The 16,501-nt window shown below is 65.1% G+C and carries 13 protein-coding genes; 8 read left to right on the top strand and 5 right to left on the bottom strand.

Translation table 11 applies throughout. The features are described 5' to 3' along the window. Nucleotides 1–120 precede the first annotated feature (120 nt). The gene (locus tag P6U27_RS33600; RefSeq protein ID WP_162500451.1) at nt 121–2,997 is read left to right on the top strand and encodes an EAL domain-containing protein; all 2,877 of its coding nucleotides are present in this window, start codon (nt 121–123) and stop codon (nt 2,995–2,997) included. 269 nt (nt 2,998–3,266) lie between these two features. Here the strand turns inward: P6U27_RS33600 and P6U27_RS33605 are convergent, their stop codons facing one another. Continuing rightward, nucleotides 3,267–3,530 carry a hypothetical protein gene (locus tag P6U27_RS33605; RefSeq protein ID WP_162500452.1) on the bottom strand — a complete coding sequence of 88 codons (264 nt, stop codon included), beginning with the start codon at nt 3,528–3,530 and terminating at the stop codon, nt 3,267–3,269. A 142-nt stretch (nt 3,531–3,672) separates the two neighbouring features. Here P6U27_RS33605 and P6U27_RS33610 point away from each other — a divergent pair, with 142 nt between their 5' ends. Further along, nucleotides 3,673–5,169, top strand: coding sequence for a sensor domain-containing diguanylate cyclase (locus P6U27_RS33610; protein ID WP_129144422.1), 1,497 nt, complete (start codon nt 3,673–3,675; stop codon nt 5,167–5,169). Between the two features lie 108 nt (nt 5,170–5,277). On the opposite strand, the gene P6U27_RS33615 is transcribed toward P6U27_RS33610, so the two are convergent. Then, on the bottom strand, nt 5,278–6,153 hold the full coding sequence (locus tag P6U27_RS33615) for a UTP--glucose-1-phosphate uridylyltransferase (protein WP_122405707.1): 876 nt from the start codon (nt 6,151–6,153) through the stop codon (nt 5,278–5,280). Between the two features lie 202 nt (nt 6,154–6,355). On the opposite strand from P6U27_RS33615, the gene P6U27_RS33620 reads away from it, so the two are divergent. Both P6U27_RS33620 and P6U27_RS33625 read left to right on the top strand, forming a co-directional pair. Continuing rightward, nucleotides 6,356–7,735, top strand: coding sequence for a lytic murein transglycosylase (locus P6U27_RS33620; RefSeq protein ID WP_245162817.1), 1,380 nt, complete (start codon nt 6,356–6,358; stop codon nt 7,733–7,735). Nucleotides 7,736–7,904: 169 nt separating this feature from the next. Next, nucleotides 7,905–9,617: an SGNH family hydrolase gene (locus P6U27_RS33625; protein ID WP_122405708.1), complete on the top strand. Its 1,713-nt coding sequence runs from the start codon at nt 7,905–7,907 to the stop codon at nt 9,615–9,617. A gap of 105 nt (nt 9,618–9,722) precedes the next feature. Here the strand turns inward: P6U27_RS33625 and P6U27_RS33630 are convergent, their stop codons facing one another. Further along, complete coding sequence (locus P6U27_RS33630; protein ID WP_122405709.1) at nt 9,723–10,097, bottom strand: CsbD family protein; 375 nt, start codon at nt 10,095–10,097, stop codon at nt 9,723–9,725. A gap of 64 nt (nt 10,098–10,161) precedes the next feature. Continuing rightward, entirely contained in the window at nt 10,162–10,899 is a 738-nt protein-coding gene (locus P6U27_RS33635) for an SDR family NAD(P)-dependent oxidoreductase (protein WP_122405710.1), read from the bottom strand. Nucleotides 10,900–10,994: 95 nt separating this feature from the next. Here P6U27_RS33635 and P6U27_RS33640 point away from each other — a divergent pair, with 95 nt between their 5' ends. Together P6U27_RS33640 and P6U27_RS33645 are read left to right on the top strand one after the other, a co-directional pair. Beyond that, nucleotides 10,995–11,774, top strand: a complete 780-nt coding sequence (locus P6U27_RS33640; protein WP_164937019.1) for an SDR family NAD(P)-dependent oxidoreductase — start codon at nt 10,995–10,997, stop codon at nt 11,772–11,774. 201 nt (nt 11,775–11,975) lie between these two features. Beyond that, nucleotides 11,976–12,863, top strand: coding sequence for a TauD/TfdA family dioxygenase (locus tag P6U27_RS33645; RefSeq protein ID WP_129144424.1), 888 nt, complete (start codon nt 11,976–11,978; stop codon nt 12,861–12,863). 350 nt (nt 12,864–13,213) lie between these two features. On the opposite strand, the gene P6U27_RS33650 is transcribed toward P6U27_RS33645, so the two are convergent. Continuing rightward, on the bottom strand, nt 13,214–13,858 hold the full coding sequence (locus tag P6U27_RS33650) for a YqgE/AlgH family protein (RefSeq protein WP_129146431.1): 645 nt from the start codon (nt 13,856–13,858) through the stop codon (nt 13,214–13,216). Between the two features lie 142 nt (nt 13,859–14,000). On the opposite strand from P6U27_RS33650, the gene P6U27_RS33655 reads away from it, so the two are divergent. Further along, nucleotides 14,001–14,840, top strand: coding sequence for a protein-disulfide reductase DsbD domain-containing protein (locus P6U27_RS33655; protein ID WP_122405714.1), 840 nt, complete (start codon nt 14,001–14,003; stop codon nt 14,838–14,840). 278 nt (nt 14,841–15,118) lie between these two features. Beyond that, entirely contained in the window at nt 15,119–16,486 is a 1,368-nt protein-coding gene (locus P6U27_RS33660) for a flippase (RefSeq protein WP_164937298.1), read from the top strand. Nucleotides 16,487–16,501 lie beyond the last annotated feature (15 nt).

A 16,501-nucleotide genomic window follows, 5' to 3' on the forward strand; every position in this document is an offset into this window, starting at 1 on the left:
TGATTTTCCTCGCTTTCGTGGCATCTATCGCGACGCACCGAACCACCTCGGTCCGGTCTGAAATCGCCTTTTAGATTCGCCTTGCACTAAAGAGTTTGCGTCGAACGCGGAGAGCTGACCTTGCGTCTGATCAGGTGCCTCGCGCCCATCGCGCTGGGCCTCATGATTCTTGTCGCCGCGTATCCCGCGCGTGCGCTCGACGCCGTCAGCGTCCGTAGCGACGCGCCCGCGATCGACCTCACCGGCGTGCTCGAGCATCAGCGCAGTGATGCCGATCGCATCCAGGTCTCCACGGCGCCCGGTACCGACGGCATCGTCCGCCGCATCGAGGTGCGCGCCCGCGAAGGCGGCCAGAACTGGGTGGTGTTCGCGCTCGCCAACAACACCGACGACCAGCTCGACCGCCTGATCGTCGCCCCGCATTACCGCATCGTCTCCTCAGGATTGCTGTGGCCCGATCTCGGGCTATCACGGATCGCGACCATCACGCCTTCGATCGGTGACCGGCCCGAACGTCAGGAAAGCGCCACCGCCGACGTGTTCCGCATCACGCTCGACCCGGGCGCCGTCGTCACTTTCGTCGCCGAGCTGCGCACCGACAAGCTGCCGCAACTCTATCTGTGGGAGCCGGAAGCCTACAAGGACAAGGTCAACTCCTTCACGCTCTACCAGGGCATCGTGATCGGCATCTCCGGTCTGTTGGCTCTCGTGCTCACCATTCTGTTCGTGGTGAAGGGCAGCATCATGTTCCCGGCGGCCGCGGCGCTGGCCTGGGCGGTGCTGGTCTATATCGGGGTCGATTTCGGCTTCTGGGGCAAGGTGCTCGACATGTCGAACAACGCCGAGCGCATCTGGCGCGCGGCGGGTGAGGCGATCCTGGCGGCGACACTGCTGGTGTTCCTGTTTGCCTATCTCAACCTCAGTCGATGGCATGTGCGCTATTCGCACATCACGGTCGGCTGGCTGGCGTTCCTCGGGTCTCTCGTCGCACTCGCCTTGTTCGATCCGGCCGTCGCCTCCGGCATCGCGCGCATCTCGCTGGTGCTGATCGCCTTCGCCGGCTTTTCGCTGATCGTCTATCTCTCCACCCACGGCTTCGACCGCGCCGTGCTGCTAATCCCGACCTGGTTCCTCCTCGTGGTCTGGGTGGTCGCAGCCGGCATGACGGTCGCCGGCTCCGTCACCAACGACATCGTCGGCCCTGCCCTGCTCGGCGGCCTCGTGCTGATCGTGATGCTGATCGGCTTCACGGTGATGCAGCACGCCTTTGCCGGCGGCGGCGCCACCACCGGCGTCGTCTCCGACATCGAGCGCCGTGCGCTGGCGCTGGCCGGCTCCGGCGACCTGATCTGGGACTGGGACGTCTCCGCTGACAAGGTCTTCACCAGCCCCGAGACCGAAGCCCTGCTCGGCCTCAAGCGCGGCACGCTGGAAGGGCCCGCAGCCTCGTGGCTCGAGGTGCTGCATCCGCTCGACCAGGACCGTTTCCGCGCTGCGCTCGACAGCGTGCTCGACCAACGCCGCGGCCGCCTGGTGCAGGATTTCCGCCTGCGCACGCCGGACGGCCATTTCATGTGGTTCGCGCTGAAGGCCCGCCCCGTCGTCGGCTCCGATGGTGAAGTCTCGCGCGTGGTCGGCACCCTCACCGACGTCACCGAGCTGCGCAACGCCGAAGAACGCCTGCTGCACGATTCCGTGCATGACAACCTCACCGGCCTGCCCAACCGAAAACTGTTCATGGACCGGCTCGGCGCGGTCGCAAACTTCGCCAAGACCGTACCGACGCTGCGGCCGACGCTGATGGTGATCGACCTCGACCGCTTCAAGCAGGTCAACGATTCCGTCGGGATTGCGGTCGGCGATTCCATCCTGCTGACCCTCGCCCGTCGTCTCACCCGCATCCTCAAGCCGCAGGACACGCTGGCGCGGCTCGCCGGCGACCAGTTCGGCCTGATCCTGCTGTCGGAGCAGGATCCGGCGCGGATCACCAATTTCGCCGAGACCATCCGCAAGACCATCCGCGCGCCGATCGCCTTCAACGATCGCGAGATATTCCTCACGGCATCGATCGGCCTTGCGCTCTCCGATCCGCAGGTTCAGCTGACGGACGAGATCATCAAGGACGCCGAGCTTGCGATGTATCATTCCAAGCGCATCGGAGGCGACCGCATCGACGTCTACAAGCCGGCGATGCGTGCGCGGAAGACGGATCGCCTGACGCTGGAGAGCGAATTGCGCCGCGCCATCGAGCGGCAGGAGATCACCATTCTGTACCAGCCGATCGTGCGGCTGGAGGATCGCTCGATCGCCGGCTTCGAGGCCTTGGCGCGCTGGGACCACCCGAAGCTCGGCCGCATGGCGCCGTCGGAGTTCATCACCATCGCCGAAGAGACCGGGCTGATCGTCGACCTCGGCATGTTCGTGCTCGACCAGACCGCAAAGCAGCTCTCGGTTTGGCAGCGCGCGATGCGCTCGCGCGAGCCGATCTTCGCCTCCGTCAACGTCTCCTCACGGCAGCTGTTGCGCCACGACCTCATCCACGACGTCCGCACCGTGCTGTCGCGCTCCTCGGTGGCGCGCGGCACGCTGAAGCTGGAATTGACGGAATCGCTGGTGATGGAGAATCCGGAGCACGCGGCGCAGATGCTGACGCGGATCCGCGAGCTCGGCACCGGGCTGTCGCTCGACGATTTCGGCACCGGCCACTCGTCGCTGGCCTATCTCCAGCGCTTCCCGTTCGACACCATCAAGATCGACCAGTCCTTCGTGCGCACCACCAGCCGCGGCACCCGCCCGGTGATCCTGAAGTCGATCATTGCGCTCGCGCACGATCTCGGCATGGACGTGGTGGCCGAAGGCGCCGAGACCGATTCCGACGCCGTCGAGCTCTACCAGATGGGCTGCGAATACGCGCAAGGCTTTGCCTTCGGCGAGCCGATGGACGCGGACGCCGCAATGCGCCTCTTGACGGAAGTGCGGCTGGAAGCGGCGAGCTAGATTCTCTTACCCTGCCCACAAGGCAGGGGAATCGCATATGAGTCGTGGCGGCCTGAGCGCACGTCTCGTCCTTGGAGACGGCGCTTACGCGCCTCCTGATCAGGATGAGGCTAGTCAGCATCAGGGCCCGTTGAAACTGCTGCCGCGCAATGCGTCCTCATCCCGAGGAACCCGCCCAAAGCGGGCGTCTCGAAGGATGGCAACAGCAAATGCTCTCAAATGCGATAGCCCTGCCGCCCTCCAGGGAGGGTGGCAGCGTGCCGCACGCGCTACCGCCGCCGGTCGCTCTTCTGCTTCCTGAACCGCACGCTCTGGCCATCAGGCATCCGCATCGCCACGAAGCCGGCGGCGAGGCAGGCTTCGCGTTGCGGCATCTGGATGTCGGGGCTGCGCAAGCTGTCCCACCAGGAGGCACGATGCGCTGCGCGCGGCAGTGCCGCGCCGATGATCTCCTCGATCTGCTCGAAGCTCAGCACGAACTCGTCCTGCTTCTGCCGCATCAGATAATCGCGCAACGCGTGGTAGTCGTTCACAATCGTCCTCTCGTCCCGCTCACATGCGGCTGCCCAAAACCGTGCGCCGCATACACCGATTCTTAACTCATTGCGGCAGCGCCGTCCTGCCTTAAACACTGCTCAAGCTTTCGGGCGCATCCACTAGTGCCAGGAGCGAACAATGTTGTCTGGATGGCGCGACGTCACGGCCCGCCAGCCGTGGCGGATTTCGGCGAAGCTGCTGATCATCTCGTCCGTGGTGACGGTGATCGGCTTCTCCGCCATTTGCGCCAACGTGATGCTGGACATGCGCCGCGGCGAGGAGGCGCTCGCCCACCAGACGCTGGAGAACCTCGCGACGACCATCGAGTCCGACATCAGCCGCAACATCGAGATCTACGACCTGTCGCTGAAGGCGGTCGCCGCCAACATGCTGCTGCCCGAGCTCGCGACGGTCTCCAAGCCGATCCGTCAACTGATCCTGTTCGACCATGCGGCCACCGCCAGGCATTTCGGCGCCATCCAGGTATTCGATGCCGAGGGCCGGCTGACCATCGACGCCTCCACGCTCGATCCCCTCCCCGACAACCGCAGCGAGGAGGACTACTTCAGGGTTCATCGCGACAATTCGGAGCTCGGGCTCTTCATCAGCCGCCCGATGCTGTTTCGCGGCGCCTATTCCATCGTGCTGAGCCGGCGCATCAGTGACGGTGACGGCGGCTTCATGGGCGTCGTCGCAGGCTCGATCCGCTTCAGCTATTTCCACGAATTGTTCGAGCGTCTGAACCTCGATCCCGACGACACCATCACCGTGCTCAAGCGCGACCGCACCATCATGATGCGGCGGCCGTTCGATCTCGACATCATCGGCACGAACCTGAACGACCGCCAGAACTGGAAGGCCGACAATCTCCCGGCCGGCGCCTCGTATTCGGGACAGGGCCCGGTCGATGCGACGCTGCGGCTCTATGTCCGCAGCAGCAACGGTGGACCGCTGTTCGTGGTGGCGGGCAAACCCCTGGCCGCAGTGTTCGCGCTCTGGGAGAAGGAGGCGCTCCGCATCGGCGTCGTGGTGCTGGCGCTCGCGCTGTTCGTGCTGGGATCGACGCTGGTGCTCGCGCGCGAGATCGGCCGGCGCGCCGATGCCGAGCGCAAGCTCGAGGAGATGGCGACGACGGACGCGCTCACGGGCCTGAAGAACCGCCGCAAATTCGATTCCGTCATCGACGCCGAATGGCGACGCGCCATGCGCCAGAAGGCACCGATCGCGCTGTTGATGATCGATGCCGATCATTTCAAGGCCTACAACGACACGTTCGGCCATCAGGCCGGCGACCAGGTGCTGGTGGGCATCGCCATCTGCATTTCCGATTCGGTGAGCCGCGCCGGCGACTGCGCCGCGCGTTATGGCGGCGAGGAATTCGCCGTGCTGCTGCCGAACACCTCGGCTGCCGATGCCTTCAAAGTGGCCGAAACGATCCGCCTCAAGGTGCAGGGCTGGTCCGACGATCAGGCAAGCACAACTGTCTCCTGCGGCATCGCCGGTCTCGTCCCTGCCGCCGGCATGGACTGGTCGGTCCTCGTTGCCGCCGCCGACAAGGCGCTCTATGCCGCCAAAGCCGGTGGGCGCAACCAGTCCGTGGTCGCGAGCCTGCCGAAGCTGTCGCTGGTGGCGTGAGGCGCTCTCCCCCCGTCATTGCGAGGAGCTCTTGCGACGAAGCAAATCCAGACTTTCTCCGCGGAAAGATTCTGGATTGCTTCGCTTCGCTCGCAATGACGGCGGGAGCTACTGCCCCAGATACTTCTTCATCTCGGCGATCAGGCCGTCGCGCAATTCCGGGCGCTTCATGCCGTAGGCGATGTTGGCGCGCAGGAAGCCGGGCTTGGAGCCGCAATCGTGGCGCTCGCCCTCGAACTCGACGCCGTAGAATTTCTGCGTCTTGGCAAGTCCGATCATGGCGTCGGTGAGCTGGATCTCGCCGCCGGCGCCGCGCTCCTGGGTCTCCAGGATCTTGAAGATCTCGGGCTGGAGGATGTAACGGCCGGTGATCGAGAGGTTGGAGGGCGCCGTGCCCTTGGCCGGCTTCTCGACCATGCCGTCGACCTCGAACATCTTGCCATTGCGCTTGCCGACGCCGCAGATGCCGTATTGATGGGTCAGGTGATCGGGCACCGCCTCGACCGCGATCAGATTGGATTTCTCGCCAAGCGAGGATGCCATCTCGATCATCTGCTTCAGGCAGCCGGGCGTGTTGAGCACGAGCTCGTCGGGCAGCACGACCGCGAACGGCTCGTCACCGACGATGTCGCGCGCGCACCAGACGGCGTGGCCGAGACCGAGCGGCGCCTGCTGGCGGGTGAAGCTGACGGCACCGGCGTCGGGCTGGTTCTGCGCCAGGATGTCCTGCTCGGCCTTCTTGCCGCGCGCGGCCAGCGTCGCGTCGAGCTCGAACATCCGGTCGAAATGATCCTCGATGACGCTCTTGTTGCGGCCGGTAACGAAGATGAAGTGCTCGATGCCGGCTTCCTTCGCTTCGTCGTAGACGTACTGGATCAGGGGCTTGTCGACGATGGTCAGCATTTCCTTCGGCATCGCCTTGGTGGCAGGCAGGACGCGGGTGCCGAGGCCGGCGACTGGGAATACAGCTTTGCGAATTTTCATGTGATCGATCGAATACCTGAGGACGTGAACGGAGCAATGGCATCTTGCTAGCCTGTTTGCAGCCGCCAACAAAGGCGGATGTGGGGCCTCGCCCCGACAGAGTTAAGAAAAAGGCCGCCACCAAAATTTCACCTTTGTTAAGCTATTGGCAACGCTAACCAGGCCTCCTGTGGCGGATTTTCGGGCCGACGGGTGGGACATGATGCAATCAGTGGCAGGACGGGTTGGATTCCTGGCCGGGACAGCGATGATCGCGGCAGCTTTGCTGATGCCGGCATGCGCGCACGCCCAGGCGCAGAACGGCCTGTCCAATCTGTTCGGCGGCATCTTCTCCGGCCAGAATTCGGCGCCAACGCAAGCAGCGCCCGGCGGCGCGCAGACGGGAGCGTTGCCTTGGAGCGGCGAGGACGGCGCCTCCGGCCATCCGCTGATGACGGCTGCCGCGATCCGCGAGGCCGCCGGCAACTTCGACAATTGCGTCGCGGCGATGTGGCCTGATGCCGCACGGCGCGGCATCACCCAGGAGAATTTTGAGCGCTTCACCGCCGGGCTCTCTCCTGACCTGCGCATCATGGACCTCATGGACTCGCAGCCGGAGTTCACCAAATCGATCTGGGACTATCTCGACATCCTGGTGAACGACAACCGCCTCGCCAAGGGCCGCGAGATCCTCGCCAAATACAAGGCGCAGTTCGACGCCACCGAAAAGGCCACCGGCGTCGACCGCTACATCATCGCCTCGATCTGGGGCATCGAATCCAACTACTCGACGCAGATGGGCGACCGCAGCGTGCTGCAATCGACCGCGACGCTCGCCTGCATCGGACGCCGCCAGGCCTATTTCAAAGATGAGTTCCTCTCCGCATTGGAGATCCTCAACCGCGGCGATCTGCGCCCGGAGCAGATGCGCGGCTCCTGGGCCGGCGCCTTCGGTCCGACCCAGTTCATGCCGACCGCGTTCAAGCGTTTTGCGGTCGACGGCGATGGAGATGGACGGCGCGACGTCGTCGACAATCCGGCCGACCTGATTGCATCGACTGCCAACAATCTGAAGAAGGATGGCTGGCAGCCCGGCCAGACCTGGGGCTTCGAGGTCGTGGTGCCCGAAGGATTCAACTACATGCTGGCCGACCGCGCCAAGGCGATGCCGATCGCGCAATGGGAGAAGCTCGGGCTCAGGCGGGCGAATAACCAGCCCTTCCCGCATCCGGCGGAGAAAGCCTACCTGCTGGCGCCGGCAGGCGCGCAGGGGCCAGGCTTCCTGATGCTGCAGAACTACCGCGTCATCATGAAGTACAATCCGGCCGAAGCCTATGCGCTGGCGATCGGCCATTTCGCCGACCGTCTGCGCGGCGGGCAGCCCTTCGTGCAGCCCTGGCCGCGCCAGGAGCGCGAGCTGTCGCGGACCGAGCGGCTGGAACTGCAGCAGCTCTTGGCCCAGCGCGGCTTCTACAAGGGCACTCCGGACGGCCAGTTCGGCAGCCAGACACGGGAAGCCCTGCGCAACTTCCAGGCCTCGATCGGGATGCCCGCCGACGGATTTGCCTCGTCCGACGTGCTGGACCGGCTGCGCGGGCGGTAAAATCGCGCCGAAAGTAACCCTGAACGGGGATTTTGGCCGGCAGCTTTAACGGAGCCGGCTGTTCCCCGGTGTATGGGACAAGAATCTGCGATGGAATTTGCCCGTTTGGCGCCTGATTCCGTTATTATGTCGAGCTACTCCTATCCCCATTGCGCGTGCCCGAGATCGCATGTCGAAGAAGTCCCTGTTCAAGGCGCTGACCGAGACCGGCCCGTTGATCGCGCTGGGGACGGCGCTTGCGATCCTGGTCTCGGTCGCAGGACCTGCCTCGGCACAGTTCTTCAACTTCCCCGGCTTCGGCGGCCCGCCGCAACGTTCGGCCCCACCGCCCCGGGGCGGCGGAGGTGGCGGCTGGTTCGGCGGCGATTTCTTCGCGCCGTTCCAACAGCCGCCGCCGCAGGCACCGCGCCAGGATTTTTCGCGCGCGCCGGCACCAGCCAAGCGCGACACGATTCCTGAGAAGAACGTGCTGGTGATCGGCGACGCCATGGCCGACTGGCTCGCCTATGGCCTCGAAGACGCCTACGCCGAGCAGCCCGACATGGGCGTGATCCGCAAGCACAAGACCACGTCCGGCCTCATCAAGTATCAGCCGAAGGGCGAGCCCGCGGACTGGGCGGCCGCAGCCAAGGGCATTCTCGAGACCGAGAAGCCCGACGTGATCGTCGTCATGCTCGGCCTCAACGACCGCATCGCGATCCGCGAGCCCGCCGCCGACAAGTCGGACAAGGCTTCAGACAAGGACAAGAAGAACGACAAGGGCGCGCGCGCCAAGCAACCGGCCAAGCCCGGCGACGCCAGGCCCGGCGACGCCAAGCCCGACACCGCCGCCAAGCCTGACGATAAGCCTGCCGATGCCGACCTGCCGCAGGACGACGCCGACAATGCCGACACGCCGGCGGCCGCGCCGGAGAAGACTGCGCGCAATCCCAATGGCCTGTACGAATTCCGCGACGAGCGCTGGGTCGAACTCTACGGCAAGAAGATCGAGGAGCTCGCGGGCGTCCTCAAGGCCAAGGGCGTGCCGGTCCTTTGGGTCGGCCTCCCCGCAGTTCGCGGACCGAAGGGCACCGCGGACACGCTGTTCCTGGATTCGCTGTACCGTGAGGGCGCGGCCAAGGCCGGCATAACCTATGTCGACGTGTGGGACGGCTTCGTCGACGAAGCCGGCCGCTTCCTGCAGAAGGGCCCGGATTTCGAAGGCCAGATCCGTCAGCTCCGCAGCTCCGACGGCGTGTATTTCACCAAGGCCGGCGCGCGCAAGCTGGCGCACTATGTCGAGCGCGAGATCACGCGCCTGCTTGCGGGGCGCTCCGGCCCGATCACGCTGCCGAGCGAGCCTGCGACCCCCGATACCAGCGCCGAGCCGGGCAAGCCTGCACCGCGCCCGCTGGCCGGGCCGATCGTGCCGCTGGTTGCAGCCTCGATTTCGACCGATCAATTGCTGGGCGGGCCAGGCACGCGTCCCGCTGCCGTCGATGCGCTCGCTGCGAAGACCATGGTGAAGGGTGAGCCGCTGGCCGCGCCGGCCGGCCGCGCCGACGATTATGTCTGGCCGCGCCGGGAAGTCGGCCGCGAGCAGGCCAAGGGCGATACGCCGGTGGCCGCAACGACGCCCGACGGCGGCGCCGCCTCTCCCAATGCATCAGGGGCGGCCGCGGCGATCGCTCCGCCAAAGCTCGCGCCGAAAAAGCCGCAGGTCCCGCCGCAGCAGCCGGCGCAGGCAACGCCCTCATTCCGGGATTTCTTCGGCTTCGGCTCTCCGCAACCTCCGCCGCCGCGTCAATTGACGCCAGCCCCAGGGCCGCGCAATCCGAACTCAAATCCAGCAATCCCGCGCCCGCCGGGCAACGTCGGGCGATCGGCGGAGATGTTCCGGTAGGCTTCTGAGCTGCGGTCTCGTGTCCCGGACGCAACGGCGTCGAAGACGCGCGTGAACGCGCTGACGGTGCTACGCTGCGTCCGGGGCACGATGATCGGCTGTCGCTCAACCGTAATAGCGCCAACGCGGCGGCGGGCGGCGCGCGGGGCGCGACATCAGAAGCGCCAGCGCGAAGCCGATGCCGCCAGCAACCAGCAGCGCGCCAAGCGGGTTGTCGTGCACCTTCTGCGCGATGGCTTTCGAGCCGTCGCGGAAGCTCTCGCCACTGTTCTCATAGGCGTCCTTGGCATAGCTCGCGGCGGTGTCCGTGGCATCGCGCACCGCATCCTTCGCCTGGCCGTAGAGATTCTGCACCGTGCCCGCGGCTTCCCGTGCCTTGCCTGAGGCCTGCGTTTTCGCGTCTCCCGCCATCTCGCCGACGGTGCCTTCCACGCCCCCCGCCATTTCCTTGGCTGATCCAACGATCCGATCCGCGTCCATGATAATCCTCCTCGGTGATCAGCCGAAGTAACCGATCAAAAGCAGCGCGGTTCCTTGCGATTGCCTACAGAATGAGCCCGCCATCGACGACCAGCGTCTGGCCGATGATGTAGGACGACAGCGGCGAGGCCAGGAACAGCGCGGCACCCGCCATGTCGGCCGGCGTGCCCAATCGCCGCAGCGGGATGCGGGCGAGCGCGCCCTCCAGGCGTTTCGGATTGTCGGTCGTGACCTTCGTCATCTTGGTGTCGACGAGCCCGGGCGCGATGCCGTTGACGCGGATGCCGTCCTCGGCCCAGGCCTCGCCCAGCGTGCGCGTCAGTCCGACTGCACCGGTCTTCGATGCATTGTAGGCGGGATTGCCCATGGTGGAATGATAGGCCGCGGTCGAGGACACGATGATGAGCGACCCCTTGGAATCCCGCAACATGGAATGAAAGCGGCTCGCGCAGGCCATCAGACTCATCAGATTGACCTCGACCACCTTGCGAAAGCCGGCCATCTCGAACTCGCCGCGGCGATAGAGCACCGCGCCCTGCGCGAGCACGAGGATGTCGAGCCGGTCGAACAACGGCTTGAACGCCTCGATCGCGGCGGCATTGCTGACGTCGAGTTGCGCGTAAGCGAGGCCGGTGAGATCGGAGCCTTCTTCAGCTGAATATTCCGTTGCGCGAGCGCGCGTGCCGCAAACGGCAACAGTTGCGCCCTTGGTACGAAAAGCCTGCGCGATGCCGTTGCCGATGCCGCTGGAACCGCCGACCACCAGTACCTGCTTGCCTGAGAAATCGAGCTCGTTCGCCATTCTCGGCCTCCCCTTTGTCTTGCTTGTTTGACCTGTCTGCGGATCGATGCCAGCCTTGTCAATCAACAAGAACAAGCCCCGCGCGAGGAAACAGCATGTCCGACTTTAGGGAGCTCAGCCGGTCCGTGAGGGGCCTCACCGTTCTCGTCACCGGCGCGGCCAGCGGCATGGGGCGCGCGACGGCGCGCGTGTTCGCCGCCGAGGGTGCGAATGTTGCCGCCACGGATTTCGACGAGCAAGGTGCGCATGCGGTCGCCAAGGAGATTGCAGCGAGCGGTGGCGCTGCAAGGGCCTGGAGGCTCGACGTCGCCGACGGCGGCGAGATCAAGCGCGTGGTCGGTGATGTCGCGGCGCATTTCGGCGGGCTCGACATCGTCGTCAACAATGCCGGCATCTCCGTGCGTGTCGCGATCGACGACGAGGCCTATGAGGACGCCTGGGCCAGGGGCATCGCCGTGATGTTGACGGCGCATCCGCGCATCATTCGCGCGGCGCTGCCCTACCTGCGCAAGTCGAAGAGCCCGCGCATCGTCAACATCGCCTCGACCGAGGCGCTCGGCGCCACCGCATTGCACAGCCCCTATTCGGCAGCGAAGGGTGGCGTCGTGAGCCTCACCCGCTCGCTGGCGGTGGAGCTTGGACGCGAGGGCATCACCGTCAACTGCATCTGCCCGGGTCCGATCCGCACCGCCATCACCGATCGCATCCCGGAGGAGCACAAGACCATCTACGCCAAGCGCCGTACTGCGCTCGGCCGTTACGGCGATCCCGAAGAGGTCGCGCATATGACGCTGAGCCTGTGCCTACCGGCAGCGTCGTTCCTCACCGGTGCGGTGATCCCGGTCGATGGCGGGCTGATGGCGCGGAATGCGTGAGAGGCATCGAAGGTGCGTACCGGATTTCGCTGCGCGCAATCCGGGACTCTCACCTCGCGGAAAGACTTCCCGAATTACGCTGCCGCTCTATCCGTGCTACGGGCAGCCATGCGCTGCGAGCGTTGACAACGCCTGTTGCGGGAGTAGCTTTTTCGCCAACAGAGCGGGACCAACCGCTCGCAATCCGCGGGAGAAAACGCCATGACCATCGCCATCCGGCAGCTTCAGAAGCATTTTGTCGGCGAGGTTTCCGGCCTCGACCTGCGAAAGCCTCTCACACCGGATGAGGCGCGCGAGGTCGAGGCGGCTATGGACAAATATGCGGTGCTGGTTTTCCATGACCAGGACATCACCGACGAGCAGCAGATGGCCTTCGCGCTGAATTTCGGCCGGCGCGAGGACGCGCGCGGCGGCACCGTGACCAAGGAGAAGGACTACCGGCTGCAATCCGGCCTGAACGACGTCTCCAATCTCGGCAAGGACGGCAAGCCGCTGCCGAAAGACAGCCGCACGCATCTGTTCAACCTCGGCAATTGCCTCTGGCATTCCGACAGCTCGTTCCGCCCCATCCCGGCAAAATTCTCGCTGCTGTCGGCACGCGTGGTGAACCCGAAAGGCGGCAACACCGAATTCGCCGACATGCGTGCGGCCTATGATGCGCTCGACGACGAGATCAAGGCGGAGATCGAGGACCTCGTCTGCGAGCACTCGCTGATGTATTCGCGCGGATCGCTCGGCTTCACCGAATACACCGACGAAGAGAAGGAGATGTTCAAGCCGGTGCTGCAGCGGCTGGTACGGACCCATCCCGTGCATCGCCGCAAATCGCTGTATCTCTCATCGCATGCCGGCAAGGTCGTCGGCATGAGCGTGCCGGAGGGACGCCTCCTGCTGCGCGATCTCAACGAGCACGCGACGCAGCCGGAGTTCGTCTACGTCCATAAATGGAAGCTGCATGACCTCGTGATGTGGGACAACCGTCAGACCATGCATCGCGTTCGCCGCTACGACCAGTCGCAGCCCCGCGACATGCGCCGCGCGACGGTGGCGGGGACCGAGCCGACGGTGCAGCAGCAGGCGGCGGAGTAGGGGTCAATCACCACTGCACAGCGCTACTCAGCCCTGGTGTCATCGCCCGGCTTGCCGCCTTCGCTGAAGCTTCGGCGGCCGAGCACCCCTGTAGGCCCGGCGTAGCCTAAAGCAAAGCGCGATGAGATTTGGATGAATCGTCATCGCGCTTTAGCTTGTTGTTCACGCATGATCTTTCCGGAAAACCGCTTCGCACTTTTCCGGATCATGCTTTAGCGGAGCCGGGACCGGGCGATCCAGTACACCGGGAGGGTTGTGATAGAAGATAAGCCGCGGCGTACTGGATGCCCCGATCAAGCCGGGGCATGACAGCCGAGGGTGACGCGCAACAGCAGAAGGTGTCGCGCCAGCTACGCGTGCCCCGCTTCGTTCGAGAGCATGCCTGGATCGATGCCGATCTTCTGCAAAGCGCGATTGTATTTGTCGTCGACGTCGTCGCCGAAAATCAGATCCGTATCCGCATCGCAATGCAGCCAGCCGTTGCTCTGGATCTCCGTCTCGAGCTGGCCCGGCGCCCAGCCGGCATAGCCGAGCGCGAGGATGGCGTGCTTGGGGCCGGAGCCATTGGCGATCGCGCGCAGGATGTCGACGGTCGCGGTGAGGCAGACGCCGTCATCGATCCGCAGCGTCGCATTCTCGATGTAGAAGTCGCTGGAATGCAGCACGAAGCCGCGGCCGGTATCGACCGGCCCGCCGCGCAGCACCTTCATGCTTTCGGCATTCTCCGGCAGCTTGATGTGGTCGCCCTTCTTGATGATCCCGAGCTGCTCCAACAGCTCGGGGAAGTCGATGCTGCCGGCCGGGTGGTTCACGATGATGCCCATCGCGCCCTCGGCGGAATGAGCGCAGAGATAGATCACCGAGCGCTCGAAGCGGGGATCGCCCATCACGGGCATCGCGATCAGGAGCCGGCCGTCGAGATAACCGGCCGAATTGGGCAGCGGGGGGCCCGAGCTGCGGGTGCCTTCGCCCGTCCTCTTGCCAGTGGGAGCCATCGGTGAAGCACTCCGGTTTCAATTCCTATCCTGATGTCGGACCTAGCCGCTGTCAAATCAAGGCTTGCGGCGATTGGATTCGAGTGCATCCATCACAAGCAATTCAATGGTTTGGCCTGGGACGACCCTGTAAAGACGTGCCATGCTCACAAGAGTTCCCCTGCGTGCGGCGATTGGCGTCGCGACAACCCTGCTCGCCTCGTCGTTCGCCATCGCAGCCCGCGCCGATGACGCTTCGCCGTGGCAGCGCGACGGACATTCCGCAGTGCGGCTGCTGGCGGGATCGCGCAGCGGCGCGGTCCTGCTGGGCGGTATCGCGTTCCAGCTCCAGCCGGGATGGAAGACCTACTGGCGTACCCCCGGCGATTCCGGCGTTCCACCCCGGTTCGACTTCTCGAAATCCGACAATGTCGAAGCGGTGACGATCATGTGGCCGGCGCCGCTGAAATTCGACGACGGCGCGGGCGGCCATTCGATCGGGTATCACGACCAGATCGTACTGCCCCTGCGTATCGTCGCCAAATCGGCCGACAAGCCGGTGACGCTGCGCGCCGAGATCAATTACGCGGTGTGCGAGAAACTCTGCATTCCCGTCGAGGCCAACGCCGAGCTCGGCTTCAACAGCGTCGCCTCGACCGAGGATGCGAACCTGCGCGCGGCGCTCGACACCGTGCCGAAGCCCGCCAATATCGGCGACCCCAATCCGCTCACCATCCGCGACGTCAAGCGTGACGGGCCGAAGAACGTCGTGGTCGACGTGGTTGCGCCCGACAGCCGCAACGTCAATCTGTTCGTGGAAGGGCCGACGCCGGACTGGGCGCTGCCGATTCCGGCGCCGGTGCAGCCCAGCCCGCCTGGGGTGATGCGGTTTACGTTCGAACTCGACGGTCTGCCGCCGGGCGCCAAGCCCGAGGGCGCCGCGCTGAAGTTCACGCTGGTCGGGCCGGACAAGGCGTACGAGTTCAATACGAATCTGGAGTGAAGAGTCGTCCCGGCAACGGTCAGGACGGCGGCGAGCGAGTTGCGCTGCTCTCGCCCACTCTCAGCTGTCGTCCCGGACAAGCGCGCCCCAGGCGCGCGCCGAGACTCGGAGTTAGCAGCTCGCGCTCCAACTTCTCCCTGGGGCTATGGGCTCCGGATCGGTGCTTCGCTTGTCCCGGACGACACCGAGGATGGGACGGCCACCCAACCAAATCTTAACGAATGGTTGCTAAGTCCCAACCCTGTAGCGCGTGCTGAACGCGCTTGGGGATTTTCGAATTGGCCGTGACGGATGCACAACCCGCAACGACCGGAGCGGCCGGCCTGATCGCGCGGCTGCGGGCTAAGCTCGCGGGCGGATCGAGCGAGGCGTCGCTGACGCGGCGGCTCGCCGGCACCATCTTCGTCATCCGCGTCATCAGCGCCGGGCTTGCCTATGTCTCGCAGGTGCTGCTGGCGCGCTGGATGGGCACGTCCGACTACGGCATCTATGTCTATGTCTGGACCTGGGTGCTGCTACTTGGCAGCATGATGGATTTCGGCATCTCGGCCTCCGCGCAAAAGATCATCCCGGAGTACCGGACTAGCGGCGAGCATGCGCTGCTGCGCGGCTTCCTCTCCGGCAGCCGCTGGCTGACCTTTGCCGTATCCACCCTGGTGTCGCTCGGCCTCGTCGCCATCGTCAAGCTGCTGTCGCCCTGGATCGATCCGGCCGAGGTGCTGCCGCTCTATATCGGCTGCATGACGCTGCCGGCTTTCGTGGTCGCCAACACCCAGGACGGCATCGCGCGCTCGCACGACTGGATGCAGCTCGGCCTGATGCCGCAATTCATCATCCGTCAGGCCCTGATCATCGGCATCACGGCCGGCGCGTTCGTGCTCGGTTATCACCTCGGCGCGGTCGCTGCGATGGTGGCGAGCGCCGCCGCGGTCTGGATCGCGATGACCGGGCAGATGGTGGCGCTGAACCGCAAGCTCGCCGATCACATCGAGCCGGGCCGGAAGGCCTATGACGTCAGGGGCTGGCTCGCCGTGTCGCTGCCGATCCTGTTGGTGGAGAGCTTCTACCTGCTCTTGTCCTACACCGACGTGCTGGTGCTGCAGCAGTTCCGCCCGTCCGACGAGGTCGGCGTCTATTTCGCCGTGGTGAAGACGCTGGCGCTGGTCTCGTTCATCCATTACGCGATGTCGGCGACGACGGCGCACCGATTTGCGGAATACAATGCGCTCGGAGACAAGGCGCGCCTGTCGGCCTATGTGGCGCATGCCATCAACTGGACGTTCTGGCCGTCGCTGGCCGCGACCATCGTACTGCTCGCGCTCGGCAAGCCGCTGCTCTGGCTGTTCGGGCCGCAATTCACGGTCGGCTACGACATCATGTTCATCGCTGCGATCGGCCTCGTGGTGCGCGCCGCGATCGGCCCGGTCGAGCGCCTGCTCAACATGCTCGGCCAGCAGAAGATCTGCGCGCTGGCTTATGCGCTGGCCTTCGTGATGAACGTTGCGCTCTGCGTGATCCTGGTGCCGCGCTTCGGCGGTCACGGCGCGGCGGCCGCGACCTCGATCTCGCTGAGCTTCGAGACGGTGCTCTTGTTCTGGATCGTGCGGCAGCGACTGGGACTGCACGTGCTGGCGTTTGGTAAATAGCTCCGCCTGCCCTGC

The sequence above is a fragment of the Bradyrhizobium sp. STM 3566 genome (assembly GCF_045571445.1).
GTDB lineage: Bacteria > Pseudomonadota > Alphaproteobacteria > Rhizobiales > Xanthobacteraceae > Bradyrhizobium > Bradyrhizobium vignae.

Bases quoted from the DNA above. Each gene is read 5' to 3' on its own strand.
- P6U27_RS33610 (WP_129144422.1), top strand. From the start codon at position 3,673: ATGTTGTCTGGATGGCGCGACGTCACGGCCCGCCAGCCGTGGCGGATT.
- P6U27_RS33615 (WP_122405707.1), bottom strand. From the start codon at position 6,153: ATGAAAATTCGCAAAGCTGTATTCCCAGTCGCCGGCCTCGGCACCCGC.
- P6U27_RS33620 (WP_245162817.1), top strand. From the start codon at position 6,356: ATGCAATCAGTGGCAGGACGGGTTGGATTCCTGGCCGGGACAGCGATG.
- P6U27_RS33625 (WP_122405708.1), top strand. From the start codon at position 7,905: ATGTCGAAGAAGTCCCTGTTCAAGGCGCTGACCGAGACCGGCCCGTTG.
- P6U27_RS33630 (WP_122405709.1), bottom strand. From the start codon at position 10,097: ATGGACGCGGATCGGATCGTTGGATCAGCCAAGGAAATGGCGGGGGGC.
- P6U27_RS33635 (WP_122405710.1), bottom strand. From the start codon at position 10,899: ATGGCGAACGAGCTCGATTTCTCAGGCAAGCAGGTACTGGTGGTCGGC.
- P6U27_RS33640 (WP_164937019.1), top strand. From the start codon at position 10,995: ATGTCCGACTTTAGGGAGCTCAGCCGGTCCGTGAGGGGCCTCACCGTT.
- P6U27_RS33645 (WP_129144424.1), top strand. From the start codon at position 11,976: ATGACCATCGCCATCCGGCAGCTTCAGAAGCATTTTGTCGGCGAGGTT.
- P6U27_RS33650 (WP_129146431.1), bottom strand. From the start codon at position 13,858: ATGGCTCCCACTGGCAAGAGGACGGGCGAAGGCACCCGCAGCTCGGGC.
- P6U27_RS33655 (WP_122405714.1), top strand. From the start codon at position 14,001: ATGCTCACAAGAGTTCCCCTGCGTGCGGCGATTGGCGTCGCGACAACC.